Source organism: Streptomyces sp. NPDC055506 (genome assembly GCF_053643595.1).
The window spans coordinates 64,953-88,468 of sequence record NZ_JBSHKH010000008.1 but is presented as its reverse complement, the minus strand read 5'-3'; the positions used below and the strand labels follow the sequence as shown (position 1 = coordinate 88,468).

The window sequence follows — 23,516 nt, the reverse complement described above, 5'->3', positions numbered from 1 at the left end:
GGAGGACACCACCGTGCTGCTCATCACCTGCCCCTGGTGCGGTCCGCGCAACGAGACCGAGTACCACTACGGCGGCCAGGCCCACGTCCCCCACCCCGAGAACCCGGGCGAGCTCACCGACGAGCAGTGGGCCGCGTACGTGTTCTACCGGGACAACCCCAAGGGCCCCTTCGCGGAACGGTGGATGCACAGCATCGGCTGCCGCCGCTGGTTCAACGTCCTGCGCGACACCGCCACCCACGAGGTGCTGACCTCGTACCGCCTCGACGAGCCCCGTCCCGGAGGGAACCGATGACCGAACAGCACTTCCGGCTCCCGCAGGGCGGCCGTATCGACCGTGGCACCGTGCTGCGGTTCACCGTCGACGGCCGGGAACTGACCGGCCACGTCGGCGACACCCTCGCCTCGGCCATGCTGGCGAACGGCCTCGTCGAGGTCGCCCCGTCCCTGTACCGGGGCCGCCCGCGCGGCATCGTCGCCGCCGGTGCCGAGGAGCCCAACGCTTTGGTGCAGCTCGACGGCCCCTGCTCGGAGGGCATGCTCCCGGCGACGACGGTGGAGCTGTACGACGGCCTGTCCGCCACGACCCTCTCCGGGATGGGCCGGCTCGACCCGACCCCCGACCCCGCCGTCTACGACAAGAAGTACGTGCACACCGACGTCCTGATCGTCGGCGCCGGTCCCGCCGGGCTCGCGGCCGCCGCGGCTGCCGCCGGCTCCGGCGCCCGCGTGATCCTCGTCGACGACCAGCCCGAGCCCGGCGGTTCGCTGTTCTCCGACCCCGAGTGGGTCGCCGACGTCCGGGCGGCCCTCGACGCCGCCCCCGAGGTCGTCGTGCTGCCCCGCACCACGGCCTTCGGCTCCTACGACGACAACTACGTACTGGCCCTCCAGCGGCGCACCGACCACCTCGGAACTCCGGAAGGCGTCTCCCGGCAGCGGCTGTGGCACATCCGGGCCCGTCAGGTGGTCCTGGCGACCGGCGCGCACGAGCGTCCGCTGGTCTTCGCCGGCAACGACCGGCCCGGGGTGATGCTCGCCGGGGCCGTGCGGACGTACCTCAACCGGTATGCCGTGGCGCCGGGTTCGCGGGCCGTGGTGAGCACCACCAACGACAGCGCCTACGACACGGTCGCCGATCTGCACGACGCGGGCATCCCCGTCGCCGCCGTGGTGGACGCGCGCGCCGAGCTGTCCTCCCGCGCCGCCGCGGCCGCCGCGGCGACCGGGGTACGGGTGCTGACGGGCAGCGCGGTGGTCGGGACCGAGGGAGACGGACGGATCACGGGTGTCACGGTCCGGGCCCTCGACGGCGGTGAACCGGAGTCGTTCGACTGCGACTTGCTCGCCGTGTCGGGCGGGTGGAGCCCGGTGGTGCATCTGCACAGCCAGCGGCAGGGGCGGCTGCGCTGGGACGAGGAGCTGGTCGCGTTCGTTCCCGAGGGCGCGGTACGGGATCAGCAGGTCGTGGGGGCGGCGCGGGGGTCGTACGACCTCGACGGCTGTCTGGCCGAGGGAGCGCGGGCGGGTGCGCTGGCCGCTACGGAGGCCGGGTTCCCGGTCCCGGTGCCGCCGGCCCGGTCCGAGCCGGAGCGCTCCGAGGTGCGCGCCCTGTGGCTGGTGCCCGCAGACTCCTGGGACACCCACTTCGTCGACCTGCAACGCGATGTCACCGTCGCCGACGTCCTGCGCTCGACCGGCGCCGGCATGCGCGGCGTCGAGCACGTCAAGCGCTACACCTCGCTCGGCACGGCCAACGACCAGGGCAAGACGTCCGGCGTCAACGCGATCGGGGTGATCGCCGAACTCCTCGGCGGTACGCCGGGCGAGATCGGCACCACGGCCTACCGGGCGCCGTACACACCGATCGCGTTCGCCGCGCTGGCCGGGCGTGAGCGCGGTGAGCTGTTCGACCCGGAGCGCACCACCTCGATCCACGGCTGGCATGTCGCGCACGGCGCGGAGTTCGAGGACGTCGGGCAGTGGAAGCGCCCCCGGTACTACCCGCAGCACGGTGAGGACATGGACACGGCCGTCGCCCGGGAGTGCCGGGCGGCCCGAGAGGGGGTGGCGTTCATGGACGCCTCCACCCTCGGCAAGATCGAGATCCGGGGCGCGGACGCGGGCGAGTTCCTCAACCGCGTCTACACCAACGCCTTCAAGAAGCTGAAGCCCGGCATGGCCCGCTACGGCGTGATGTGCAAGCCCGACGGCATGATCTTCGACGACGGTGTGACACTCCGCCTCGACGACGACCGCTACTTCATGACCACCACGACCGGCGGCGCCGCCGGTGTCCTGGACTGGCTGGAGGAGTGGCTCCAGACCGAGTGGCCCGAACTCGACGTGCACTGCACCTCGGTGACCGAGCAGTGGGCGACGATCGCCGTCGTGGGCCCGCAGTCGCGCGAGGTCGTCGCCCATCTCGCCCCCGACGTCGACCTGTCCAACGAGGCCTTCCCGTTCATGGCCTTCCGCGAGACCACCCTGGCCTCCGGCATCCCGGCCCGCGTCTGCCGGATCTCCTTCTCCGGCGAACTCGCCTACGAGATCAACGTCTCCGCGTGGTACGGCCTCGCGGTGTGGGAGGAAGTGGACGCGATCGGCCGGCCCTACGGCATCACCCCCTACGGCACCGAGACCATGCACGTCCTGCGGGCCGAGAAGGGCTACATCATCGTCGGCCAGGACACCGACGGCACCGTCACCCCGCAGGACGCGGGCATGTCCTGGGTGGTCTCGAAGCAGAAGGACTTCATCGGGAAACGGTCCTTCGCCCGCCCGGACACCTCCCGCACCGACCGCAAGCACCTGGTCGGCCTGCTGCCGAGCGACCGCACGACCCGGTTGCCCGAGGGCACCCAACTCGTCGCGCCGGACGTGCCGATCACCCCCGAGGCCGGGCCGGTCCCGATGCTCGGCCACGTCACCTCCAGCTACCACAGCCCGGCCCTCGGCCGCCCCTTCGCCCTCGCCCTCGTCGCCGGCGGACGGGCCAGGATCGGCGAGACCCTGCTCGCCCCGGTGGGCGAGGACCTGGTGCCCGTCGAGGTGGCCGAGTGCGTCCTCTACGACCCCGAAGGGACCAAGCGAGATGGCTGAGCCGACGATCGACACGGGCCCGGTGGCCCTGCGCAGGAGTCCCCTGGACCATCTGGAGGACCGGATGCGGGCCGCCGCCGTCACCGGCGCCCGGGGCGTCACCCTCAGGGAGCTGCCGTTCCTCACCATGGTGAACGTGCGCGTCGACCCCGCCTCCGAGACGGCCGAACGGATCGAGAAGACCCTGGGGACGCGGCTCCCGCGCGAGTGCGGCCACACCACCGCCTCCGGACCGCACACGGCCCTCTGGCTGGGCCCCGACGAGTGGCTCGTCATCTCCCGGGCCGACGGGACCGCTGTGACCGCCGAGTTGCGCGAGGCGCTCGGCGGAGACCCGGGCTCGGTCGTGGACGTCTCCGCCAACCGCACCACGCTGGAGCTGCGCGGCCCGTCGGCCCGGCAGGTGCTGGAGAAGGGCTGTCCCCTGGACCTGCACCCCCGGGCCTTCGGTCCGGGCCAGGCGGTGTCGACCACGGTGGGCCCGGTCGCGGTGCTGCTCCGGCAGATCGACGACGCGCCGGCCTACCACCTGCTCCCGCGCTCCTCGTTCGCCGACCACCTGGCGCGCTGGCTCATCGACGCGATGAGCGAGTTCCGTGGCGCGGAGGTGCCCTGATGAGCACTTCGCCACAGACGGCGTCACCCCAGACGGAGCACGTCCTGACCCTCGACTGCCCCGAGGCCCCCGGCATCGTCCACGCCGTCTCGCGGTTCCTGCTGGAGCGGCGATCAACATCCACCACTCACCGCCGACCCGGGCGGTCCGCTGGCACTGCGAGGGCCGGGTGTTCGTCCAGGGCAGGCGCACGGTGATCCTCCGCTGACCTCAGGCGCGGTCGACGCGGGTCCGCTCTGCCATGTGCTCTCCCTCGATACCGGGTAGCGGGTGCCGTGCGCGGGATCCGTCAGCCGGCCAGGCGTTCCACGAGCAGGAGACCGCCGATGGCGATCATCATGGCACCGGAGACACGCGTGACCGCCCGGGCCGCGGAGGGCCTGGTCCTGAGGACGGTGCGGGCGAGGACGCCGACGGCGAGATAGACGACCGCGCAGGCGGTCATGTGCAACGTGCCGAGCAGGCCGGTCTGCCCGGCGACCGGCCAGCCGCCCGCCGGGTCGATGAACTGCGGGAAGAGCGAGAAGTACAGCAGCAGGGCCTTGGGGTTGAGGCCGGAGATTCCGGCCCCCCTGAGCATGGTCCGCAGTCGGGAGGATCCGGAGGTGACCGCCTCCACCTCGGATGCCTCGAGGACGTCCGGCTGTCGCAGCACGCCCCAGCCGAGCCACACCAGATAGCCGGCCCCCGCCACGGTCAGCGCGGTCAGCAGCGTTCCCGAACTCGCCACGATCACCACCAGCCCCGCGACCGCGAGCAGGGTGTATCCGGCGTATCCGGCCACCAGCCCGGCGACCGCCGGCACGACCGACCGGTCCCGAAGACCCGCCGAGATCGCGTAGGCCCAGTCCGCGCCAGGGGTGAATATCAGCAGCAGATCCACTGCCAGAAATGCCGCCAGCGTCGTCGTGTCCATGGATGGGCCCCTCTCACATGCGGTGTCGCGTGAGAAAGGCTAGGTCGGATCTGCCCGAAAGTGTTCCCTTCTTTACCCCTTGATCGCGCGATCTGGGGCAGAATCTTCTCCATGGATGCCCTGGACCGGAAAATTCTTACCGAGCTGCAGTTGGACGGCCGTCTCACGGTCACCGAGCTGGCCGCCCGAGTGAAGCTGAGCGTCTCTCCCTGCCACCGCCGTCTGCGCGATCTCGAACGCGAAGGTGCGATCCGCGGCTACCGGGCGGTCGTCGATCCGGCCGCCGTGGGCCTCGACTTCGAGGCCCTGGTCTTCGTCACCATGCGCCGGGAGGACGCCGACACCGTCACCGCCTTCGAGGAGGCCGTGGCCGCCGTGCCGCACGTGCTCCAGGCCCAGCGCCTGTTCGGCGACCCCGACTACCTCCTGCGCGTCGCCACCACCGACCTCGCCGCCTTCCAGCAGCTCTACGACCAGCAGCTCGCCCGCCTCCCCGGCATCCAGCGGCTGACGTCCACCCTCGTCATGAAGCACGTGGTCGACGACCGGCCCCTGCCGGAGTGAGCGGAACCCCGGTCACTCGGCGCCCAGTCCGCCCGCGAACGGCATGGTCCGCCACTGCTCCACCGCCGGCTTCAGCGCCTCCACGAGCAGGGGCAGTTGCGGTGCGAGGGCGAGGCAGGCCACCGCGCGGGACATGCCCACGGCGTTGACGACGCGCAGGACGCCCTCGTCGAGCCGCCGCAGGCCCCGGCGTTCGGCGGCCGTGTTGTACGCGGCCTCGCACTCGGGGCCGAGAGCCGCCAGGTCCCACTCGACCGGGCCGAGCGTGGTCAGCTCGAAGTCGGAGTACAGCTCGCCGTCCGCGGCGGAGACGATGTTGGCGGCGGGGGAGTCCCCGTGGATCGGCTGGAACTCGATGCCGGGGAACGCCGCCTCGAACGCCGCGCGTGAGCTGACGAGGGGCTCCAGGATCTCCCACTCACGGCGCGCGCGGTCGAGGTCGGCCGGTTCCAGGAGGTCGGGCCGCCCTTCGAGCACGGCAAGCCCCTCGGAGACGAACCGCGGTTCGGCCGCGGACAGGAACGGCAGCTCACCGGGGTACTCGCGCAGCGCGGCGTGCAGATCGGCGACCAGCGCGGAGTTGTGCGCGTAATCCGGCTCGGCGCTGTTGTCCAGCTCGACGAACTGCCAGAACGTCATCGAGAAACCGTCGCGCCGCACGGGCTCCCTGGGCACGAGCGGGCTCGGCGGAATCACCGGGTGCCCCTGCTCCGCGAGCCACGCCACGACATCGAGCTCCATCCGCTGCCGCGCCGCCTGGAAGCCGGCGTCGGAGTACGACGGCAGGACGGTCGGCACCCGCACCACCACCGGCGACGGGGCGAGATGCACCACGACGGAGAACACGTCGTAGATCACCGTCGCGTCGGTCACCGTGAGCCCCAGATCACGACCCGCCCCGACGGCGGCGGCGAACGCACGGGACTTGCGGGCCTCGATCTGATCAGGCGTCAAGAATCCATCCATGCCGCCGATGGTGTCACGCCCGGCGGGCGCGGCGCGGTGAATTAACGATCAGTCAGATGGCAGCGGATCACGCGCCCACGACGACGTACGGGTCTCCGTCAGGGCACCGGCGGACCAGGCCCATTTCCTGCGGAGTCGTGACGGCGAACCTTTCCGCCGCTGTTGCAGACTGACAGGAGTGCGCGCCCGGTCAAGGAGTCGTGCGCTGCACGGCAACCGGCCGCACGGCCTCCGGCCTAGCGTGGCCGCGTCCCTTCCACCCGCCCTCCGAAATCGAGGAAGCAGCGCATGCCGTACATCACCGTGGGCCAGGAGAACTCCACCTCCATCGACCTGTACTACGAAGACCACGGATCCGGGCAGCCGGTCGTCCTCATCCACGGCTTCCCGCTCGACGGGCACTCCTGGGAGCGGCAGAGCGCCGTGCTGCTCGACGCCGGGTACCGCGTGATCACGTACGACCGGCGCGGCTTCGGACAGTCCTCGCAGCCGACGACCGGCTACGACTACGACACCTTCGCGGCCGACCTGAACACCGTGATGGAGACCCTCGACCTGCGGGACGCGGTCCTCGTCGGGTTCTCGATGGGCACCGGCGAGGTCGCCCGCTACGTGTCCGCCCACGGCTCCGGCCGGGTCGCCAAGGTCGCCTTCCTCGCCTCGCTGGAGCCCTGCCTGCTCAAGTCGGACGACAACCCGGGCGGGGTCGCCCCGAAGGAGTTCTTCGACGAGATCGTCGCGGCCGTGAAGGCGGACCGGTACGCGTACTACACGAACTTCTACAACGACTTCTACAACCTCGACGAGAACCTCGGCACCCGGATCAGCGAGGAGGCCGTCCGCAACAGCTGGAACGTCGCCGCGGGCGGCGGCTTCTTCGCGGCCTCCGCCGCGCCCTCCACCTGGTACACCGACTTCCGGGCCGACATCCCGGCGATCGATGTGCCCGCCCTGATCCTGCACGGCACCGGCGACCGCATCCTGCCGGTGGACGGGACGGCACGGCAGTTCCACAAGGCCCTTCCCGCTGCGGACTACGTGGAGATCGAGGGCGCCCCGCACGGCCTGCTCTGGACCCACGCGGAGGAGGTCAACTCGGCCCTGCTCGCCTTCCTGCAGAAGTGATCGAACAGCAGTGATCGAGCAGAAGTGATCGAATTCTTCCTCCGATTCTTCCTGGACGGTCCTCGGCCGGGGTGGTGACATCAGCAGGGCCGGCAGCGGATCGGAGCTGCCGGCCCTCGATGATGCCCAGGGGGGACCGGATGGCCGTCGTCCTTTGCACCGCGTCACTGTCGGCGGCCGACCGGGGGGAGCGTTGGCACCAGGCCGTGTCACGCACCTTCATCCCGCTCGATGTGCGACTGCTCGAGAAGGACCCGTCGCCAGGAAAGATCGTCAGCGACGAGCTGGGTTCCTTACGGGTCTCGCACGTCGAGGCGGGCCCTCAGGTCGTGACACGCAGCAGACGGCTGATCGCCCGGGACGGGAAGGAGTTCCTCATCCTCACCCTTCAGCGGCGAGGCAGCTCCCTCAAGGAGCAGGACGGGAGGGAAGCCCTGATAGGGCCGGGCGACTTCTCCCTCTCGGACTCCTCCCGGCTGTTCTGCAAGCAGGTGCGGAACAGGTTCAGCTTCACGTCCTTCCACTTCCCTCGCGAGGATCTCCGCGTGCGGGACGACGATCTGCGGGCGGTGACCGCCACGGCGTTCTCCGGCCGGGAGGGCGGTGCCGCACTGGTGGCGACCTACTTCGCGCGCCTGGCCCGTGAAGCGGCCGGTTTCGACGCCGTCGCGGGCCGTCAGTTCGCCGCCACCGCGCTCGACCTGCTGGCGCTGCTGATCAACGAGCGCCGCGGCCGTTTCACCACCCGGGCGCCGGAGACCGCCGCGGCCACCCTCGTGCGCGTGCAGGACCACATCCTGCGCAACCTCTCCGACCCCGGGCTGTGCCCGCCGGGGATCGCCGCCGCGCACTTCATGTCGGTCCGCTACCTGCACAAGCTGTTCGAGCTGGAGGGCGTCACGGTGGGGGAGTGGATCCGGACGCAGCGCCTCGAACGGTGCCGCAAGGATCTTCTGCGGTCCGCCCCGGGAGAGGGGGTCGCGACCGTCGCCCGGCGCTGGGGCTTCGTGAGCCCCAGCCATTTCAGCCGTGCCTTCCGGGCGGCCTACGGCGTGACGCCCCGTGAGTGGCAGCGAAACGGCCTGTCGGGCCGATCCCATGCCTGACCCGGGGAACGTCCCGGCGTTTCGCCGCGTTGCCTCACTGTTCACGCCGCCGACCCAGGGAGCATCGTGCCCGAGACCACGCCCGGCACCACCGCCGTTCTGCCCGTACTCCCGTCCCTGAGCGCACAGGCAGAGCGACTGATCGAGACGGGGGTGCACGAGATCGCGGGCCTGCCGGCCGCCGAGATCCGTACGTACGCCGCAGACGCCGAGGCCTCGGTGGGCGACGAGGGCGCCCTGCTCGCCGTTCACCCGGACCGGGCCCCCGCCTCCGCCCTCGCACCGCTGCTCAGCCGCGAGGGCAAGCCGGGCTTCGTCGTCGTCGACATGCCCGACGTCGACGAGTTCGCCCCCACCGCCGTCGAACTGCCCGACGCCCCGCTCTACGTCCTCACCGGCCTCGACCGCGGCGACCACATGAGCAACTGGAGCCCGGACGAGGCACTGCCCGCCCTCACCGAGGAGGACCGCACCCCGCTGCTGCTCACCGAGGGAATCCACTGGGTGCTCCAGCAACCGGCCGCCCTGGAGCGCAACCTGTGCTTCATGACCATCGGCTCCCGGCTCCGCAAGCCGAACGGCGCGTTCGACGCCCGCACCCCGGCGATCTGGATCAGCAACGGCACCGGCCGCGACGGCCGCGAGCGCCGCGACGCCCCGAAGGTCGGCTGGTGCTGGTGGAACAACCGCCACACCTGGCTGGGCTTCGCCTCCACCACGGGCCGCAAGGCCTAGCCTCCCGGCACCGGCCCGCCCCTCACTGCACGAGCGGGCCGGCCGGTGCCGGCCGGCCCTCGGCCAGGGCGGTGAGGCCCGCCTGGGCCTCGTCCCGTACGTCCGCGGGGACGCGGTCGTCGAGGGCGAGCACGGCGCGGTACTCGGCGGCGGCCTCGGCCCTCTCGCCGAGGTGGGCGAGGGCTTGGCCCAGGTGGAGACGGACCTTGCCCGCCTGCTTGTGCCAGCCGCGGGCGTCGAACTGCCCCCGTATGGAGCGCAGCGCGTCGGCGGCCTCCTGCCAGTGCCCCTGGCCGAGATGGACGAACGACACCGAGTAGACCGCGGACAGGAGGGTGAAGTCCCGTACGTTGGGCGGGATCCGGTCGTGATGACGGGGGTCGGCGAGGGCGTCCAGGATGCCCTGATAGGTCTCGACCGCCGCCCGGTCCCGGCCCGCCCCGCGCAGCACCCTGATCACCCCGCAGGACACCTGGAGATACCCGGTGACGTCGTCCGCCTCGGTGAACAGCTCCAAGGCGCGGTGGTAGTGGTCGGCGGCCGGCGGCATGTCGCCGACGGTGTCCCGCAGCCAGCCGAGGTAGGCATGGGCCCACGCCTGCTGGAGAACGTTCCCGGAGGCACCGGCGAGCCGCAGCGCGGCCGTGGCCGCCTCCACCGCGTCGTCGTGCCGGCGGGCACAGGCCCAGTACGCCCAGGCGAGGTAGTTGCGGTGGGTCGCCTCCAGACCGGCGTCGTCCAGCGCCGCCCCGGCCGCGGCGGCACGCTCGTAGACCTCGGTCCAGTGGCCCCAGGACACCCAGTGGTCGGAGAACCAGTGCATGGCCTCCGCGACCTCGACGACCCGCGTGTGCTCGCCCCGCGCCGCGGCCTCGCGGAAGGCGGCCAGCCAGGTCTCGCCCTCCGCCTTGATCCAGCGCGCCGCCTGCTCACGGTCGTCCAGGGCGACCAGCCGGCCGGGGTCCGGCGCGGGCATGCCGTAGTCCGGCTCGTACCAGCGGCCCGCGAGGACGGCGGTCTCCAGCAGCCAGTGCCGCAGTCGGGAGCGCGCGGAGAGCGACCTCTCCTCCCCGTCCTCCACGCGATGCCGGGAGGCCGCGTACAGCCGGAGCAGGTCGTGCAGGCGGTAGCGGTCCTGACGGGACGTCATCAGCAGTCCCGCCTCCAGCAGTTCCTCCAGGAGGTCCTCGGCGTCGGGCAGCGGGACACCCGCGAGCACCGCGGCCGGTGCCACGCTGAAGTCCCCTCCCGGTACGAGCGACAGCAGCCGGAACATCCGGGCGGCCTCGGGGGCGAGTCGGGAGTAGGAGAGCGCGAAGGCGGAGTTGATCCGCAGGTCGCCGGCGCTGAGCGCGTCCAGCCTGCGGTCCTCGTCGGTGAGCCGGTCGGCGAGGCGCCGCAGGCTCCAGTTGGTGCGGGTGGCGGCCCAGTTGGCGGCCACCCTGAGGGCCAGCGGCAGATGACCGCACAGCTCCGTCACGACGTCCGCCGCCTCCGGCTCGGCGGCCACGCGCCCGGTGCCTACGACGGCCCGCAGCAGGGCGGCGGACTCCTGCCGGCTCAAACCGCCGAGCTCGACGCGCCGCACCCCCTCCAGACCGGCGAGGGCACGCCGGCTCGTCACCACCACGAGCAGCCGCCCCTCGCGTGGCAGCAGCGGCCTGACCTGGGCCTCGCCGCCCGCGTTGTCCAGCACCAGGACCGCGCGGAGCCCGGCGGTGATCTCCTGGTAGCGGGCGAGCCGCTCCTCGGCGCTGAGCCGGGCCAGTTCGGCGTCTTCCACGCCCCACGAGCCCAGCAGCCCCGACACGGCCTGCTCCGCGGGGAGCGGCCGCTCGTCCAGACCCCGCATGTCCACCAGGAACGCCCCGTCGGGGCAGGACGACGCCAGCTCATCGGCCAGCCGGACCGCCAGAGTCGTCTTGCCGCTTCCGGGCGGGCCGCACACCACGGCCGTCGGCGGCACCCTTGACCCCGGATCCGGCGTCGGCCCGCTGTCGGCGGCCTCCCGCGCCAGGGCATGCAGCACGGCCAGCTCCTCATGCCGCCCGACGAAGTCACGCACGCCCCTCGGCAGCGTGTGCGGCGAGGCCTTGACTGACCCGGCGGCCCGCGTCCCGGGACGGGCCGCTCGGGCGGCGCCCAGGAGTTCGGCGTGCGCCGCCTCGTCCAGCTCCAGGCCCTGGGCGAGCGCGGTGACGGTGCCCCGGTGCGGACGGCGGCTCTTGCCCCGCTCCATGTCACCGATGGCGCGCCCCGACACCCCGGAGGCCTCGGCCAGTTCCTCGATCGTCAGCCGACGGCTCTGCCGTAACGCCCGCAGCAGCCGGCCGAACGGCGCCGCGATCCCCACCCCGGTGTCCACCGCGCGATGATACGCGCGGCAGCCGGGGGGCCCTCGGCCGTGCCCGCCGCCCCGCCGGGATCAGCCGGCGGCGTGGTCGCCGATGACGGCCTGCGCGTAGACGATGCCGAGGCCGTAGGCGCCGCCGTACTCCTTCACCACGTCCGTCACCGCACCGTACGTCTCGGTACGGGCCCAGTCGCGCTGCAGCTCCAGGAGCACCTGCACCCAGGTGACCGGGACCGCCCCGGCCTGGACCATGCGCTGTACCGCGTGCGCGTGGGCCTCCGGGCTGACGCCGCCGGACGCGTCGGTGACGACGTAGACCTCGTAGCCCTGGGCGAGCGCGGAGAGCGCGGGCAGGACGACGCACACCTCGGTCCACAGACCGGCGATGACGAGCTTGCGCCGTCCGGTGGCCTTGACCGCCTCGACGAAGTCCACGTCCTCCCAGGCGTTCATGGAGGTGCGGTCGACGGGCTTCCGCCCGGGGAAGACGTCCGCCAGCTGCGGCAGGAGCGGCCCTGAGAAGGACTCGGCGGCCACGGTGCTCAGCACCACCGGCACGTCGAAGGTCCGGGCGGCTCTGGCCAGACCGACGGTGGCGTTGATGATGGCGGTGCGGTCGCCGCTGCCGGTGCCGAAGAACATCTGCGGCTGGTGGTCCACGAACAGCACCGCGCAGTTGTCCGGGGTGAGCAGGTCGGGGCCGGGGGTGGCGGTGACGTCGGCGATGCTGACCATGGTTGCTGTCCTCCGGGGAGCGTGACTCCGGCACGGATCTCGGCCGGTTCACTCGTCACGCTAGGCACGCCGGACCAGCGCCGGAGGGGTTCGGGGCCGCCCGTGCACGGAGGGGACAGCAGGGTGCGCCCGGGGGCCAGTCTCGGCCCCGTCCCGGAACCGGCGGGCAGTTCGACGACGATGTGAACCGCGCGAGTCCCGTGCCGACGCGGAGCGTCACTCCACGGGTTCCGGGGTCTCGAAGGCGGGCCTCAGCGCACCCAGCCGGTGTAGCGGTTGCCGCCGCTGCGGGGCGACTCGGTGGAGCGGGCCCGGATGTCGCCGCTCTCCACGGCCGCGTTGACCGCGCGCACCAGCCAGGCGTTGAGCGACAGGCCCTCGCGTGCGGCGGCCTCCTCGGCGCGGCCCTTGAGATGCCCGGGCAGGCGCAGATTGATCCGCGCGGTGGTGCCGTCGTCGGCGTCGGCGGGCACCGGGGCCGGGGCCCTCGGCGGCTCGGGGCGGGTGTCCGGCTCCTCGAAACCGGCGCCGGCCGGAGGCGGTGTCACGACGAAGGCGGGGTCGAGGCCGCGCAGCCGTACGTCGACCGAGCCGGGGGCGAGTTCGCGGGTGATCTCGTCCATGGCGGCGGACAGCACGTTCAGCAGTGTCAGGCGGGTCGCCGACTCCAGTGGAGCGGTCAGCCGCTCGGCCAGCTCGCGGGCGTCCTCCCCACCGGCTTCGGCAGCCACCGCGAGTTCCCGGCGGAGTGTGTCGACATAGGGCGTGAGGTCCATGGCGGCATGATGGCATCAAGGTGGCGCCATGAGAAAACCCCAGGTCGAGGGACCTGGGGTTCACTGCTGCCGCCTGCGTCACACGAAGGCGCTCTGGCCGGTGATCGACTTGCCGACGATCAGGGTGTTCATCTCGCGGGTGCCCTCGAAGGAGTAGATGGCCTCGGCGTCGGCGAAGAACCGGGCGATGTCATGCTCCAGGAGGATTCCGTTGCCGCCGAAGATCTCCCGGCTCCAGGCCACGACCTCCCGCATCCGGGAGGTGACGAACGCCTTGGCCAGGGAGGAGTGTTCGTCACGGAAGATCCCCGCGTCCTGCAGCCGGGCGAGCTGCACCAGCATGCCCCAGCACGCCGTGATGTTGCCCAGGCTCTTGACCAGCAGGTCCTGCACCAGCTGGAAGCCGCCGATCGGGCGGCCGAACTGGCGGCGCTCCCGGGCGTAGTCCAAGGCCAGTTCGTAGGCGCCGACCATCACGCCCAGCGCCTGCCAGGCCACCCCGCCGCGCGTGGCGCGCAGGATCTCGGCGACGTCCCGGAACGAGTTGATGTTCCGCAGGCGGTTCGCCTCCGGCACCCGGACGTCGGTCAGGGTGATCTCGGCGTTCTCCACGATCCGGAAGGCGATCTTGCCCTCGATCTTCACCGGCTCGAAGCCGGGCGTGCCCTTCTCGACGACGAAGCCCTTGACGTGGTTGTCGTCGACGTCCCGGGCCCAGACCACGACGTAGTCGGCGAAGGTCGCGTTGCCGATCCACTTCTTGGCGCCGTTCAGGACCCAGGTGTCGCCCTCGCGCCGGGCCGTGGTGCGCATGCCGCCCGCGACGTCGGAGCCGCCGAGCGGTTCGGTCATGGCGAAGGCGCCGATCCTGTCCATCGCGGCCATCTCCGGGAGCCAGCGGTCGCGCTGCTCCTGGTCGCCGCCCGAGTGGATCGAGTACATCGCCAGGCCGTTGTGGACGCCGAAGAAGGTGGACACGGAGGCGTCGGTGCGGGTCATCTCCAGGGCGAGCATGCCGCTGAGGAGGTTGCTGACGGCGGGACGGTGTTCGCCGTAGCCCTCGTAGGGCAGTCCGGCCAGGCCGCTGTCGCGGAACAGGGAGATGAGCTCCGTGGGGAAGCGGTCGTGGGCCCAGTTCTCGTTCACCAGCGGCTTGACCTCGTCCCGCATGAGGGCGCGGGCCTTGAGGAGGATCTTGCGCTCCTCGTCGGGCAGCAGGGCCTCGTAGCCGTAGAAGTCGGCGGTCAGCTGGTCCTCGAGCGGTTCCGTGAAGGTGGTCATCTCAGTTCTCCTCCTTGTCGGCGCTGTCCAGGGCGGACAGCACGGCGAGTTGCCTGCGGTCGCGCGTCTCGGTGAGTTCCGGGTACGTGGAGGAGCCGTAGGCCTTTTCCACGGCTTCGATGAGCCGTTCCTGTTCTTCCTCGTTCTGCGAGGGGGTGCCGAGGCCCGCCCACATCCGCTTCATCGAGGCTCCGATGTGCTCGGCCATGTGCCGGTAGCCGCCGGGGCCGCCGCCCAGGTGCGAGCCGAGGAACGGCCCGACCGTGGCCCAGCGCAGGCCCAGCGAGTTCGTCATCACCTTGTCGAGGTCCTCGGGGGTCACCACGCCCTGCTCGACGAGGTACACCGCCTCGCGGCTGAGGGCGTTCTGCAGCCGGTTCCCGACGAAGCCGGGGATCTCCTTGCGCTCGACGACCGGGGTGCGGCCGACCGAGGTGTAGAAGTCCACCGCGTCCCGCACGGCGTCCTCGCCGGTGCGCTCCCCGGGCACGACCTCGACGAGCGGGACCAGGTGCGGCGGGTTGAAGGGGTGGCCGATCAGGACCCGGGCGGCGGCCTCGTCCGGCAGCTCACGCGTGAAAGCGCTGGACGGGATCGCCGACGAGGAGCTGAGCAGCAGCGCGTGGTCAGGGGCCTCCCGGACCAGCGTGGCGAACAGGTCCCGCTTGAACTCGAGCCGCTCGGGGCCGTTCTCCTGGACGACGTCCGCGTCCCGGACCGCCTCGGCGACATCGGCCGCGAGGTGCACCCGGCCCGCGAGGTCCGTCACGTCCAGGCCGCGGGCGGCCAGCTGCGGGGCGTTCCGGCCCAGAGCCTCGGCCACGGCCTCGGCGAGGTCCGGGCGAGGGTCGGTCACCCGGACGGTCAGGCCGTGCGCGGCGAGCAGCGTCGCCCAGGACAGTCCGATGGTCCCGGCGCCGATCACCGCGGCCGTACGGAAGGCGCGGATCATGACATGGCTCCCTTCAGGTAGTCGTGGACCGGCTCGACACCCGCGAGCGTCAGGTCGGTGAGGATGTGGCTGGCGGAGACGACCTCCAGCACCGGCAGATCGGCCAGCGGGGCCAGCACGTGCTGGAAGAGCTGCAGCCGGGCGGGGCCGGTCCAGGCTTCCTTGACGGTGAGGTCGGTGATGCGGGTGCGGACGAGTTCCTGCACGCGCGGCAGACCGTCGTAGCCGGGAACGGTCTTGAGCATGAAGGTCGGCACGGTGATCTGCGCCGCCGCCTCGTCCCGGTCCAGCCCGTGGTGCTTGTAGCCCATGGTCGCGGTGGCGACCCGCTGCGCGCCGTGGTCGAGGGTGCCGACGAGCGCGCCGGTGTCGACGCGGAGCGCCGGGGAGCCCATGACCTTGGGGTAGGCGGAGACCTCGCGGCCGGAGGCGGTCGCCGGGAAGTTGTCGAGGTACATCGCGTGCAGGTACTCGCCCCGCTCGCCCTCGAAGCCGACGGGGATCGCCTGGCCGGCCTCCGTGTAGGGGCCGTAGCCGCTGACGTCGCCCATCTTCATGACCTCGAACCGGACCAGCGGCTCATCGATCCGCAGCGGCTCCGGGACGACCGCCCGCAGCGCCTCGGGGTCGGTGCGGTAGACGACGTTGAGGTATTCACGGTCGGTGAACCGCGGGACCGTCGGCGCGAACGCCGGGCTGGTGAGCGGGGTGGTGACGTGCCGTCGTACCTCCTCGGCCTGCATGGCGCCTCACCGTCCCGTCCACCGCGCGGGGCGGCGCTCGGCGAAGGCGGTCATGCCCTCGCGGACGTCGGCCGAGGCCATCAGGGTCTTCATCCGCTCGCGCTGGAAGGCGAAGGCCTCGGCGTCGGGCGCCCCGTCGGCGGCGCGGACGACGCGCTTGACGGTGGCGAGCGCGAGCGGGGCGTTCTCGGCGAGCCGTTCGGCCAGCCGGAGCGCCTCGGCGACGGTCTGGCCGGTGGCGGTGACCCGGTTGGCCAGGCCCAGTTCGCCGGCGCGGCGGCCGTCAACGGGCTCGCCGGTCAGCAGGAGTTCCATGGCGAGGTGGTGCGGGATCCGCTTGGGCAGCCGGATCACACCGCCGCCTGCCGCGATCAGTCCGCGCTTGACCTCGGGCAGCCCGAACCGGGCGTTCTCGGCCGCGACGATCAGGTCGCAGGCCAGGGCCAGTTCGAAGCCGCCGCCCATGGCGAAGCCCTCCACGGCGGCGATCAGGGGCTTGGCCGGCTCGGACTCGGCCAGTCCGCCGAATCCACGGCCCTCGACCTCGGGCGACTCGCCGCGCAGCGCCGCCTTGAGGTCCATGCCGGCGCTGAACGTGCCGCCCTCACCGGTCAGGACACCGGCCCGCAGCGCCGGGTCGGCCTCCAACTCATCGAGTGCGCGGGCCAGTTCGTCGGCCACGGCCGCGTTCACGGCGTTGCGGGCCTCGGGGCGGTCCAGGGTGATCAGCAGGGCTGAGCCGATGCGTTCGGTCCGTACCACGGGGGATTCAGGGGTGCTCATGGTTGTCCTTCTGTGACGGCCGTCGGGGAGCACGGGGCTGCTCCCCGACGGCGAGACGGGGGAGAGAAAGCGACGGCGCTCAGCGGGCGGCGTCGAGTTCGGCGAGGACTTCCTCGGTGTCCTGGCCCGCGACCGGCGCCAGCCGGCGGATCGAGCCGGGGGTCGCGGAGAAGCGCACCGGGATGCCGATCGTGCGGACGGTGCCCTCGGTCGGGTGCTCCACGGTGTCGAGCAGGTGACCGTCGCGGACGTAGGGGTCCTCGTGGGCGTTCTCCAGCTCCAGCACCGGCGCCATCGGGATGCTGTGCTTGGCGCACACCTCCGCCCACTCCTCGGTGGTCAGCGCCGGGGCGCACACGCCGATCAGCTCGGCCAGGCCCTCGTGGTCGGCGCTGTCGATGGCGTCCCCGCCGACCCGCGGGTCCTCGGCGAGGTCCGGGCGCCCGGCGGCGGTGAAGAAGTCACGGTAATTCCGCGGGTTGTACGGGATGACACAGGCCAGGCCGTCCTTGGTGCGCACCGCCTTGTGGCCCTTGAGCATCGACAGCGGGAAGCCGGTGGGGCTGCTCTCCGGGACGTGGGTGTGGCCCGCCAGGTGCTCGACGAGGTTGAAGGCGATCAGCGTGTCCGTCATCGGGATCTCGACCTGCTGGCCCAGGCCGGTCCTGTCCCGGTGCAGCAGGGCCGCGAGCACGCTGTAGGCGATGGTCAGGGAGGAGACCTTGTCACCGATGATCGTCGGCAGGTAGACGGGCTCGCCCAGTGCGCGGTCGGCGATGTCCACCAGGCCGGACGCGGCCTGCACGGTCTCGTCGTACGCGGCGTGGCCGGCGCGGTCCGAGTCGCCGCGGAAGCCCTGGGCGTGCGCGTAGACGAGCCGCGGGTTGCGGGCGGCGATGTCCTCGTACGACAGGCCCAGGCGGTGCAGCGCGCCGGGCCGCATGTTCGTGATCAGCACGTCCGCGGTGTCGACCAGGTCGAGGGCGCGCTCCCGGTCGGCCTCGTCCTTGAGGTTGAGGGTCACGCTCCGCTTGTTGCGGTTGACGTTCAGGTTCAGCGGGGTCATGCCCGGCGTCGTGCGGTAGTGGCCCACCCGCACGGTGTCGGCGGGCGACTCGATCTTGATCACGTCGGCGCCCAGGTCACCGAGGATCTGGGCGGCGTACGGGCCCATCACCACGGTCGAGAGGTCGATCACGCGCACGCCGTCCAGCGGGCCGGCGGTGGTGTCCGTGATTTCCGTCATCGTTACCTTCACTCCTAGCTTCGCCGCATGTGTGTATCTGGAAACTAAGTTAGCAAGGGCCGGTCTCGAACGGAATGACCAAATGACGAAAAGCGGTATGACCGCAGTGGTCATACCGCCTTTTCGGGGGGTTTCCAGGAATTCAGGTGTGAAGAGGATCGGCGAATACTTCGCGGGCGGTGGCGACGACTTCTTCCAGGTCACCGCCGTCGGCTCGGTCCTTGCGCCAGAACAGGCCGGTCTCCAGTGTCGGATGGAAATCAGAGAAGGGGAGGATCGCCACATTGTCGAGACGATAATTCTGCACAGGGCTTCTGGAATCCAGCATGGAAATGGAGAATGCCAGCCCGCTGGCCACTATCTCGGAAACTCCGTCGAAGGTGACGCTGCTCAGTTCGATCCGCTTCTTGATGCCGAGATCGGACAGCTGCTGGTCGAGTCCGCGGAAATACGCGTTGGTCACGGCCGTGGGGGAGCCCGCGTAGGCGAGCTCGGCCAGCTCCGCCAGCGCGACCGACTCCCGCCCCGGGAAACGGTCTCTGGGCACGACCGCGCCGAGCCGCTCCGACATCACCGGCAACTGTTCCAGGGCGGGGTCGCCGCCGACCGGGAGCCGGGCCAGCGTCAGCGCGAGCCGTCCGTCGCACACCGCGTCCACCAGCCGGTCGGTGCCGCCCGGCCAGCGCTTGATCTCGAACCGGTCGCCGACCCGCTCGGCGAGGGCGTCCATCCGCATCCGCAGGTCCGGATGGATGCCGCTGGGGACGCCGAGCAGCAGCGTGGTCCGCTGCGGCCGGGCCGTCTCGTCGAGGCGCCACCGGATGGAGTCGACCTGCTCCAGAACGCCGCGCGCGATCGGCAGCAGCGCCGTGCCGGCCGGGGTGAGTCTCACTCGATGCGTGTCGCGGTCGAACAGCCGGTGCCCGAGTTCGCTCTCGAGGTCCTTGATCCGCCGACTCAGCGGGGATGCCGCCATGTGCAGCTTGCGGGCCGCGGTGGAGAAGTTCAGTTCTTGGGCGACGGCGACGAAGTAACGCAGGTGTAGGAGCTCCACGCGGACCACCCTAGCGACCGGTCCGGTAACCAAATTGCCCTATCCGGTTTCAGTGATACGGTGGGTGCAGTGAACCGGTAAGGCCTATCCGTTTCAGAAAATGGATAGGCCTATCCAAATGACTGGGTCTCATGTGGCCCACAGTGAAAGGACTTGCCGTGCCCAGCATCGCCATCGTCGGAGCCGGCCCCCAGTTGGGCCTGGCCATCGCCCGTACCTTCGGCTCCCAGGGCTTCGACGTCGCTCTGATCTCCCGCGACCGGGGCAAGCTCGACGACCTCGTCGGCAAGCTCACCGCCGAGGGCGTCAAGGCCGCCGCGTTCCCCGCGGACGTGCTCGACCGCGCCGGGCTCACCGAGGCGCTCAAGGGCGCCGCCGCCGAGTTCGGCGGTATCGACGTCCTGGAGTACTCCCCGGTGGGGACGTTCGGTGTCACCGCCCTGACCGCTCCGACCGGCACCGAGCCGTCCCATGTGGAGTTCGAGATGAACTTCCAGCTGTACGGGGCCATCGCCGCCACTCGGGCCGTGCTGCCGGCCATGCGCGCGGCCGGTGCGGGCACCCTGCTCTACACCACCGGTGCGGGCTCCATCCGGCCCGACCCGCGCGTCGCCAACGTCAATGCCGCCGCGGCGGCGCTGCGCAACTGGGTGCTGAACCTGCACAAGGAGCTGGCCGACGCCGGCACCGGCATCCAGGCCGCGCATGTCGGCATCGACTCGTCGATCGGCGTCTCCGTCATCCCCGGTCTCGAGGCGGCCCGGCCCGAGCAGATCGCCCCGCTCTACTGGAAACTGCACACCACCGAGCGGGACCAGGCCGAGCTCGTCTTCAAGCTCTGAGGCGGGCGGGCCTCACCGGCCGTCCGGGTGGGTCCCGGGCGCGGAAGCCCCGGACTCGGCCCCGGACTCGGCCCCGGACCCGGACTCGGCCCGGGTCTTGCGGGCGTAGGCGCGGGCCGCGCGTGCGCGGTCGCCGCAGCGTGTCGAGCACCAGTGGCGGCGGCCGTGCCGCAGCAGATAGCGGCCGCAGGGCGGGGATCCGCAGGCGGTGAGGCGCTCGGCGTCGGGCCCGGTCAGCAGGTCTGCCGCGTCGGCGGCCAGGGTCGCGAGGGCGTGGTCGACGATCTCGGTGGTGGGGTGCGGGGGCGCGCGGTAGGGGCCGTTCTTCTCGTCCCACTGGAGCAGTGAGGCGGTGGGCACCTTGGTCATGGCGTGGTTGACGGCCGAGAGGGCGGCGGGCGGGGCCGGCACCGCCTCGACGCGGGAAGCCAGCAACGACCTGATCTGTTCGCGCAGCGACCGCAGCTGTGCCGTGCACATCTCCCGGAGGCCCGCGTCCACGGGGGCGAGGTCGCGCTCCGCCAGCCACTGATTCGCCTGCGCCGGTGTGCCGAGGAAGTCGGTGAGCCTTCCGCCGGGCGACGCGATGGTGCTGTTGGCGAAGGCGAGGGCCGGGTACCGCTCCTCGCCCGGTGCGGGGGGCACGGCGGGTTCGGCGAGTCCGGCGGCTTCTTCGGCGGCGTTCACATCCATGGATCTCATGGTACGGGGTGCCTGTATCCGTGAGAAGCGTGCTACGGTCTCTCACGGATAAGCCGCTTACATCCGTGAGGTGTTTCTTCTGTGGCTCCTTCAGTGACGACCCGTGAGCAGTTCCCCGTCCGCGTCTTCGGCGGCCCGACCGCTCTCTTCGAGTACGGCGGCCTGCGCTTCCTGACCGACCCCACCTTCGACGCCCCCGGCGACTACCCGGAGTCGGTCGGCCCGGTCCTGACCAAGACCGCCCCCGCCTCCGGCAGTCCCGCCGATCTCGGCCGCGTCGACGTGGTCCTGCTCTCCCACGACGAGCACGCCGACAACCTCGACCGCGCCGGCCGGGCCCTCCTCGCCGACGTACCGCTGACCCTCACCACCCCCGGTGGCGGCAAGCGCCTCGGCGACAAGGCCAGGGGGCTGGCCGACTGGGAGTCGGTCGCACTGGACCGCCCCGACGGCGGCACCGTCACCGTGACCGGCGTCCCCGCCGTCCACGGCCCCGGGCCGCGCGAGGAGACCGAGGCGATCACCGGACAGGTCGTCGGATTCGTCCTGACCGGAGACGGACTGCCCACCGTGTACGTCAGCGGTGACAACGCCTCCCTCGACGCGGTCAGGGAGACCGCCGAGCGTCTCGGGCCGGTGGACACCGCCGTCCTCTTCGCGGGCGCACCCCGCTTCGCCGGTCTCTTCGACGGGGGGACCCTCGTGCTGGACAGCGCCCAGGCCGCCGAAGCCACCTGGATACTCGGCGCCCGCCGGGTCGTCCCCGTCCACTACGACAGCTGGACCCACTTCACCGAAGGCCGCGACGAACTCCAGGCCGCCTTCACCGCCGCGGGGCTGGCCGACCGCCTGGACTGGGGGCACTCGGGCTGATCGGGGGCATCCCGGCGGCCGGGTTCCGTCGTAGGGTGAATGCCGCTCGCGAAGGACAGGAGGCCGAGGTGGCCGAGACGACGCAGATCCGGACGACGGTCGCCGAGGTGATGGCCGAGCTGGCCGCTCTCGAGGACCCGAAGGCGCGCGCGGTGAACGAGAGGCACGGTGACGATCACGGTGTGAACCTCGGCAAGCTGCGCGCGCTCGCCAAGCGGCTGAAGACACAGCAGGAACTCGCGGTCCGGCTCTGGGAGACGGATGACACCGCGGCGAGACTGCTGGCGATCCTGATCTGCCGCCCGAAGGCATTCGAGCGAGCCGAACTGGACGTCATGCTGCGCGAGGCGCGCGCACCCAAGGTGCACGACTGGCTCGTGAACTACGTGGTGAGGAAGAGCCCGCACTCCGAGGAGCTGCGCCTGGCCTGGTTCGCCGACCCGGATCCCGTGGTCGCGAGCGCCGGCTGGGCGCTGACCACCGAACGCGTGGCGAAGAAGCCCGAGAGCCTCGACCTCGGGGGACTGCTCGACGTCATCGAGGCGGAGATGAAGGACGCCCCGGACCGCTTGCAGTGGGCGATGAACCACTGCCTGGCCCAGATCGGCATCGAGCACGCCGGCCACCGCGCCCGCGCCATCGACATCGGCGAGCGCCTGGAGGTGCTCAAGGACTACCCGACGTCCCCCGGCTGCACATCCCCGTTCGCGCCCGTCTGGATCACCGAGATGGTGCGCCGACAGCACGGTTAGCCGGCACCGGCGCGAGGGTGCTTCGCTGCTACTCCGGTGCCTCTCGCCAGTGGAGGCACCGGCTGTAGTCGAAGTCTCTCCTGACCTGCCGGTTGGTGAGCCGTCTACCTATGCGCATTCTGTCCATACATCAATGAAAGCGCGCACTTTGCGTCACCCGAACAGGTCTGTGTGGAAGGGGCTCCCGCCCAGCACGGGGTCTGGGCGGGAGCATCGAGGCGCGGTCAAGGCCTGCGTCACCACCGCCGTCGCCGCCGGGTACGCCCGCAACCCCGGCTGCGAAATCCCGCTCCCCGGCCCGCACTTCGCCGAACAACTCGAGATCATCCTGGCCGCCACGTGGTGGAGACCGCCGCACGCGACGAGTCCGCCTCCAGCTTCTTCCGGGAAGCCCTCGCGGCCTGCTGGGAAATGGTCGTCGCGGACCGTACGGCCAGGGGAGCGGACCGGCACGATGTGCGGCTGCGCTACCTCCTGGACCGCCGGCCCACCGAACCTACTTCGTGCCGCTGAGCGTCTGGGTCGCCAGCGCCAGGTTCTTGTCCTCGGCGCTTCCCCAGGCGTAGACGACATTGGCCGTCCCCTCCTTGAGGGGCAGGTCGGCCGGGCCGATGGCCACGTCGTCCGTGCCGGCGAGCACGACATCGGCGTTCACGGTGCCCGCCCCGACCTCGGCGGTGTCCTCCTTGGGGTTCTCTAGGCCGGTGAAAAGCGGCTGCCCGTTCGCGCGGACGTCGACGGCCGGCGCCGCGGCGACATGACGCACCGTGAGACGCGCCTTGCCTTCGGCGACCTGCGAGACATCGTTGGTGAAGGCCGTCAGCTGAGGTGCGCCGTCGGCGGTGAGGTGTGCCGCGATCGTGGCGTTCCCGCCTTCGGGCACCTTGATCTCCTTCTCGAGAGCGGGCTTGCCGTCCGGGTTCTGGCCCGCTTCGAAGATCTGTATGTCGTACGTACCGGCGTCGAGCGCCTGCGGATCGGTCACCGTGCCGGGCTTGAAGTCGCCGAGCAGCTCGTCACCGTTGGCGTAGACATCGACGGTCATCCCGGGAATGCCGTGGAAGACGGACACCATGGCATGGTCCTGTGAGGCGGCACCCGCCATGGCGGGTGCGGTGGCACCCAGGGCCAGGGCGCAGGCGGCGGCCGATGCGGCGACAGCGAGAGAGGTCCGGGAAATCATGGGGTGATCCCTTCGAATGCGCCTCCGCACGTTGCGGGGTCTCGATGTCGTTTCGTGAAGGGCGACCGCCGTGGATGCGCGGAATGTACCTTTCATCCGAGCTTCGGCGGC

Annotated in this window: 24 protein-coding genes; 11 read left to right on the top strand and 13 right to left on the bottom strand. The window is 71.4% G+C overall.

Annotation, left to right across the window (positions count from 1 at the left end; all coding sequences use genetic code 11):
• The first annotated feature begins 13 nt into the window (after positions 1-13).
• Genes ACWIF2_RS05520 through ACWIF2_RS05510 form a run of 3 tightly spaced genes read left to right on the top strand, consistent with a single transcriptional unit; the run spans position 14 to position 3,718 of the window.
• Positions 14-295, top strand: coding sequence for a sarcosine oxidase subunit delta (locus tag ACWIF2_RS05520; protein ID WP_454358756.1), 282 nt, complete (start codon positions 14-16; stop codon positions 293-295).
• Positions 292-3,102, top strand: a complete 2,811-nt coding sequence (locus tag ACWIF2_RS05515; protein ID WP_454358755.1) for a sarcosine oxidase subunit alpha family protein — start codon at positions 292-294, stop codon at positions 3,100-3,102. Before ACWIF2_RS05520 ends, ACWIF2_RS05515 begins: the two co-directional genes overlap by 4 nt.
• On the top strand, positions 3,095-3,718 hold the full coding sequence (locus ACWIF2_RS05510; RefSeq protein ID WP_454358754.1) for a sarcosine oxidase subunit gamma: 624 nt from the start codon (positions 3,095-3,097) through the stop codon (positions 3,716-3,718). Before ACWIF2_RS05515 ends, ACWIF2_RS05510 begins: the two co-directional genes overlap by 8 nt.
• Before the next feature lie 289 nt (positions 3,719-4,007).
• On the opposite strand, the gene ACWIF2_RS05505 is transcribed toward ACWIF2_RS05510, so the two are convergent.
• Positions 4,008-4,634: a LysE family translocator gene (locus ACWIF2_RS05505; RefSeq protein WP_454358753.1), complete on the bottom strand. Its 627-nt coding sequence runs from the start codon at positions 4,632-4,634 to the stop codon at positions 4,008-4,010.
• 111 nt (positions 4,635-4,745) lie between these two features.
• On the opposite strand from ACWIF2_RS05505, the gene ACWIF2_RS05500 reads away from it, so the two are divergent.
• Positions 4,746-5,198, top strand: a complete 453-nt coding sequence (locus ACWIF2_RS05500) for an Lrp/AsnC family transcriptional regulator (RefSeq protein WP_454358752.1) — start codon at positions 4,746-4,748, stop codon at positions 5,196-5,198.
• Positions 5,199-5,210: 12 nt separating this feature from the next.
• On the opposite strand, the gene ACWIF2_RS05495 is transcribed toward ACWIF2_RS05500, so the two are convergent.
• Entirely contained in the window at positions 5,211-6,164 is a 954-nt protein-coding gene (locus ACWIF2_RS05495) for a phosphotransferase family protein (protein ID WP_454358751.1), read from the bottom strand.
• Between the two features lie 288 nt (positions 6,165-6,452).
• Here ACWIF2_RS05495 and ACWIF2_RS05490 point away from each other — a divergent pair, with 288 nt between their 5' ends.
• The 3 genes from ACWIF2_RS05490 (at position 6,453) to ACWIF2_RS05480 (ending at position 9,130) form a co-directional block, all read left to right on the top strand.
• Entirely contained in the window at positions 6,453-7,289 is an 837-nt protein-coding gene (locus tag ACWIF2_RS05490) for an alpha/beta fold hydrolase (protein WP_454358750.1), read from the top strand.
• A 140-nt stretch (positions 7,290-7,429) separates the two neighbouring features.
• Complete coding sequence (locus ACWIF2_RS05485) at positions 7,430-8,395, top strand: helix-turn-helix domain-containing protein (RefSeq protein ID WP_454358749.1); 966 nt, start codon at positions 7,430-7,432, stop codon at positions 8,393-8,395.
• A gap of 66 nt (positions 8,396-8,461) precedes the next feature.
• Positions 8,462-9,130 carry a DUF5701 family protein gene (locus ACWIF2_RS05480; protein ID WP_454358748.1) on the top strand — a complete coding sequence of 223 codons (669 nt, stop codon included), beginning with the start codon at positions 8,462-8,464 and terminating at the stop codon, positions 9,128-9,130.
• A gap of 22 nt (positions 9,131-9,152) precedes the next feature.
• On the opposite strand, the gene ACWIF2_RS05475 is transcribed toward ACWIF2_RS05480, so the two are convergent.
• From ACWIF2_RS05475 to ACWIF2_RS05435, 9 genes are all read right to left on the bottom strand, one after another.
• Complete coding sequence (locus tag ACWIF2_RS05475; RefSeq protein ID WP_454358747.1) at positions 9,153-11,495, bottom strand: helix-turn-helix domain-containing protein; 2,343 nt, start codon at positions 11,493-11,495, stop codon at positions 9,153-9,155.
• Between the two features lie 60 nt (positions 11,496-11,555).
• Positions 11,556-12,218 carry a hydrolase gene (locus tag ACWIF2_RS05470; RefSeq protein ID WP_454358746.1) on the bottom strand — a complete coding sequence of 221 codons (663 nt, stop codon included), beginning with the start codon at positions 12,216-12,218 and terminating at the stop codon, positions 11,556-11,558.
• Positions 12,219-12,469: 251 nt separating this feature from the next.
• Entirely contained in the window at positions 12,470-12,994 is a 525-nt protein-coding gene (locus ACWIF2_RS05465) for a toxin-antitoxin system HicB family antitoxin (RefSeq protein ID WP_454358745.1), read from the bottom strand.
• Positions 12,995-13,072: 78 nt separating this feature from the next.
• Positions 13,073-14,275 (bottom strand): acyl-CoA dehydrogenase family protein, encoded by a 1,203-nt coding sequence (locus ACWIF2_RS05460; RefSeq protein WP_454358744.1) that lies wholly within the window; start codon positions 14,273-14,275, stop codon positions 13,073-13,075.
• Position 14,276: 1 nt separating this feature from the next.
• Positions 14,277-15,227: an SDR family NAD(P)-dependent oxidoreductase gene (locus ACWIF2_RS05455; RefSeq protein ID WP_454358743.1), complete on the bottom strand. Its 951-nt coding sequence runs from the start codon at positions 15,225-15,227 to the stop codon at positions 14,277-14,279.
• Entirely contained in the window at positions 15,224-15,970 is a 747-nt protein-coding gene (locus ACWIF2_RS05450; RefSeq protein WP_454358742.1) for an acetoacetate decarboxylase, read from the bottom strand. Before ACWIF2_RS05450 ends, ACWIF2_RS05455 begins: the two co-directional genes overlap by 4 nt.
• Before the next feature lie 6 nt (positions 15,971-15,976).
• On the bottom strand, positions 15,977-16,753 hold the full coding sequence (locus tag ACWIF2_RS05445) for a crotonase/enoyl-CoA hydratase family protein (protein ID WP_454358741.1): 777 nt from the start codon (positions 16,751-16,753) through the stop codon (positions 15,977-15,979).
• 79 nt (positions 16,754-16,832) lie between these two features.
• Complete coding sequence (locus ACWIF2_RS05440; protein WP_454358740.1) at positions 16,833-17,999, bottom strand: CaiB/BaiF CoA transferase family protein; 1,167 nt, start codon at positions 17,997-17,999, stop codon at positions 16,833-16,835.
• Between the two features lie 142 nt (positions 18,000-18,141).
• Positions 18,142-19,053: a LysR family transcriptional regulator gene (locus ACWIF2_RS05435; protein WP_454358739.1), complete on the bottom strand. Its 912-nt coding sequence runs from the start codon at positions 19,051-19,053 to the stop codon at positions 18,142-18,144.
• Positions 19,054-19,211: 158 nt separating this feature from the next.
• Here ACWIF2_RS05435 and ACWIF2_RS05430 point away from each other — a divergent pair, with 158 nt between their 5' ends.
• Entirely contained in the window at positions 19,212-19,895 is a 684-nt protein-coding gene (locus tag ACWIF2_RS05430) for an SDR family NAD(P)-dependent oxidoreductase (RefSeq protein WP_454358738.1), read from the top strand.
• A gap of 12 nt (positions 19,896-19,907) precedes the next feature.
• On the opposite strand, the gene ACWIF2_RS05425 is transcribed toward ACWIF2_RS05430, so the two are convergent.
• Positions 19,908-20,588, bottom strand: a complete 681-nt coding sequence (locus tag ACWIF2_RS05425; protein ID WP_454358737.1) for an ABATE domain-containing protein — start codon at positions 20,586-20,588, stop codon at positions 19,908-19,910.
• Between the two features lie 90 nt (positions 20,589-20,678).
• Here ACWIF2_RS05425 and ACWIF2_RS05420 point away from each other — a divergent pair, with 90 nt between their 5' ends.
• From ACWIF2_RS05420 to ACWIF2_RS05410, 3 genes are all read left to right on the top strand, one after another.
• Positions 20,679-21,470, top strand: coding sequence for an MBL fold metallo-hydrolase (locus ACWIF2_RS05420; RefSeq protein WP_454358736.1), 792 nt, complete (start codon positions 20,679-20,681; stop codon positions 21,468-21,470).
• A 110-nt stretch (positions 21,471-21,580) separates the two neighbouring features.
• Positions 21,581-22,222: a DNA alkylation repair protein gene (locus tag ACWIF2_RS05415; RefSeq protein WP_454358796.1), complete on the top strand. Its 642-nt coding sequence runs from the start codon at positions 21,581-21,583 to the stop codon at positions 22,220-22,222.
• Between the two features lie 171 nt (positions 22,223-22,393).
• Complete coding sequence (locus ACWIF2_RS05410) at positions 22,394-22,735, top strand: DUF6207 family protein (protein ID WP_454358735.1); 342 nt, start codon at positions 22,394-22,396, stop codon at positions 22,733-22,735.
• On the opposite strand, the gene ACWIF2_RS05405 is transcribed toward ACWIF2_RS05410, so the two are convergent.
• The gene (locus ACWIF2_RS05405) at positions 22,719-23,405 is read right to left on the bottom strand and encodes a DUF4397 domain-containing protein (RefSeq protein WP_454358734.1); all 687 of its coding nucleotides are present in this window, start codon (positions 23,403-23,405) and stop codon (positions 22,719-22,721) included. The two genes, ACWIF2_RS05410 and ACWIF2_RS05405, sit on opposite strands and share 17 nt — an antisense overlap.
• Positions 23,406-23,516 lie beyond the last annotated feature (111 nt).

Bases quoted from the DNA above. Each gene is read 5' to 3' on its own strand.
- ACWIF2_RS05515 (WP_454358755.1), top strand. From the start codon at position 292: ATGACCGAACAGCACTTCCGGCTCCCGCAGGGCGGCCGTATCGACCGT.
- ACWIF2_RS05510 (WP_454358754.1), top strand. From the start codon at position 3,095: ATGGCTGAGCCGACGATCGACACGGGCCCGGTGGCCCTGCGCAGGAGT.
- ACWIF2_RS05505 (WP_454358753.1), bottom strand. From the start codon at position 4,634: ATGGACACGACGACGCTGGCGGCATTTCTGGCAGTGGATCTGCTGCTG.
- ACWIF2_RS05500 (WP_454358752.1), top strand. From the start codon at position 4,746: ATGGATGCCCTGGACCGGAAAATTCTTACCGAGCTGCAGTTGGACGGC.
- ACWIF2_RS05495 (WP_454358751.1), bottom strand. From the start codon at position 6,164: ATGGATGGATTCTTGACGCCTGATCAGATCGAGGCCCGCAAGTCCCGT.
- ACWIF2_RS05490 (WP_454358750.1), top strand. From the start codon at position 6,453: ATGCCGTACATCACCGTGGGCCAGGAGAACTCCACCTCCATCGACCTG.
- ACWIF2_RS05485 (WP_454358749.1), top strand. From the start codon at position 7,430: ATGGCCGTCGTCCTTTGCACCGCGTCACTGTCGGCGGCCGACCGGGGG.
- ACWIF2_RS05470 (WP_454358746.1), bottom strand. From the start codon at position 12,218: ATGGTCAGCATCGCCGACGTCACCGCCACCCCCGGCCCCGACCTGCTC.
- ACWIF2_RS05465 (WP_454358745.1), bottom strand. From the start codon at position 12,994: ATGGACCTCACGCCCTATGTCGACACACTCCGCCGGGAACTCGCGGTG.
- ACWIF2_RS05460 (WP_454358744.1), bottom strand. From the start codon at position 14,275: ATGACCACCTTCACGGAACCGCTCGAGGACCAGCTGACCGCCGACTTC.
- ACWIF2_RS05455 (WP_454358743.1), bottom strand. From the start codon at position 15,227: ATGATCCGCGCCTTCCGTACGGCCGCGGTGATCGGCGCCGGGACCATC.
- ACWIF2_RS05450 (WP_454358742.1), bottom strand. From the start codon at position 15,970: ATGCAGGCCGAGGAGGTACGACGGCACGTCACCACCCCGCTCACCAGC.
- ACWIF2_RS05445 (WP_454358741.1), bottom strand. From the start codon at position 16,753: ATGAGCACCCCTGAATCCCCCGTGGTACGGACCGAACGCATCGGCTCA.
- ACWIF2_RS05440 (WP_454358740.1), bottom strand. From the start codon at position 17,999: ATGACGGAAATCACGGACACCACCGCCGGCCCGCTGGACGGCGTGCGC.
- ACWIF2_RS05425 (WP_454358737.1), bottom strand. From the start codon at position 20,588: ATGGATGTGAACGCCGCCGAAGAAGCCGCCGGACTCGCCGAACCCGCC.
- ACWIF2_RS05415 (WP_454358796.1), top strand. From the start codon at position 21,581: ATGGCCGAGCTGGCCGCTCTCGAGGACCCGAAGGCGCGCGCGGTGAAC.
- ACWIF2_RS05405 (WP_454358734.1), bottom strand. From the start codon at position 23,405: ATGATTTCCCGGACCTCTCTCGCTGTCGCCGCATCGGCCGCCGCCTGC.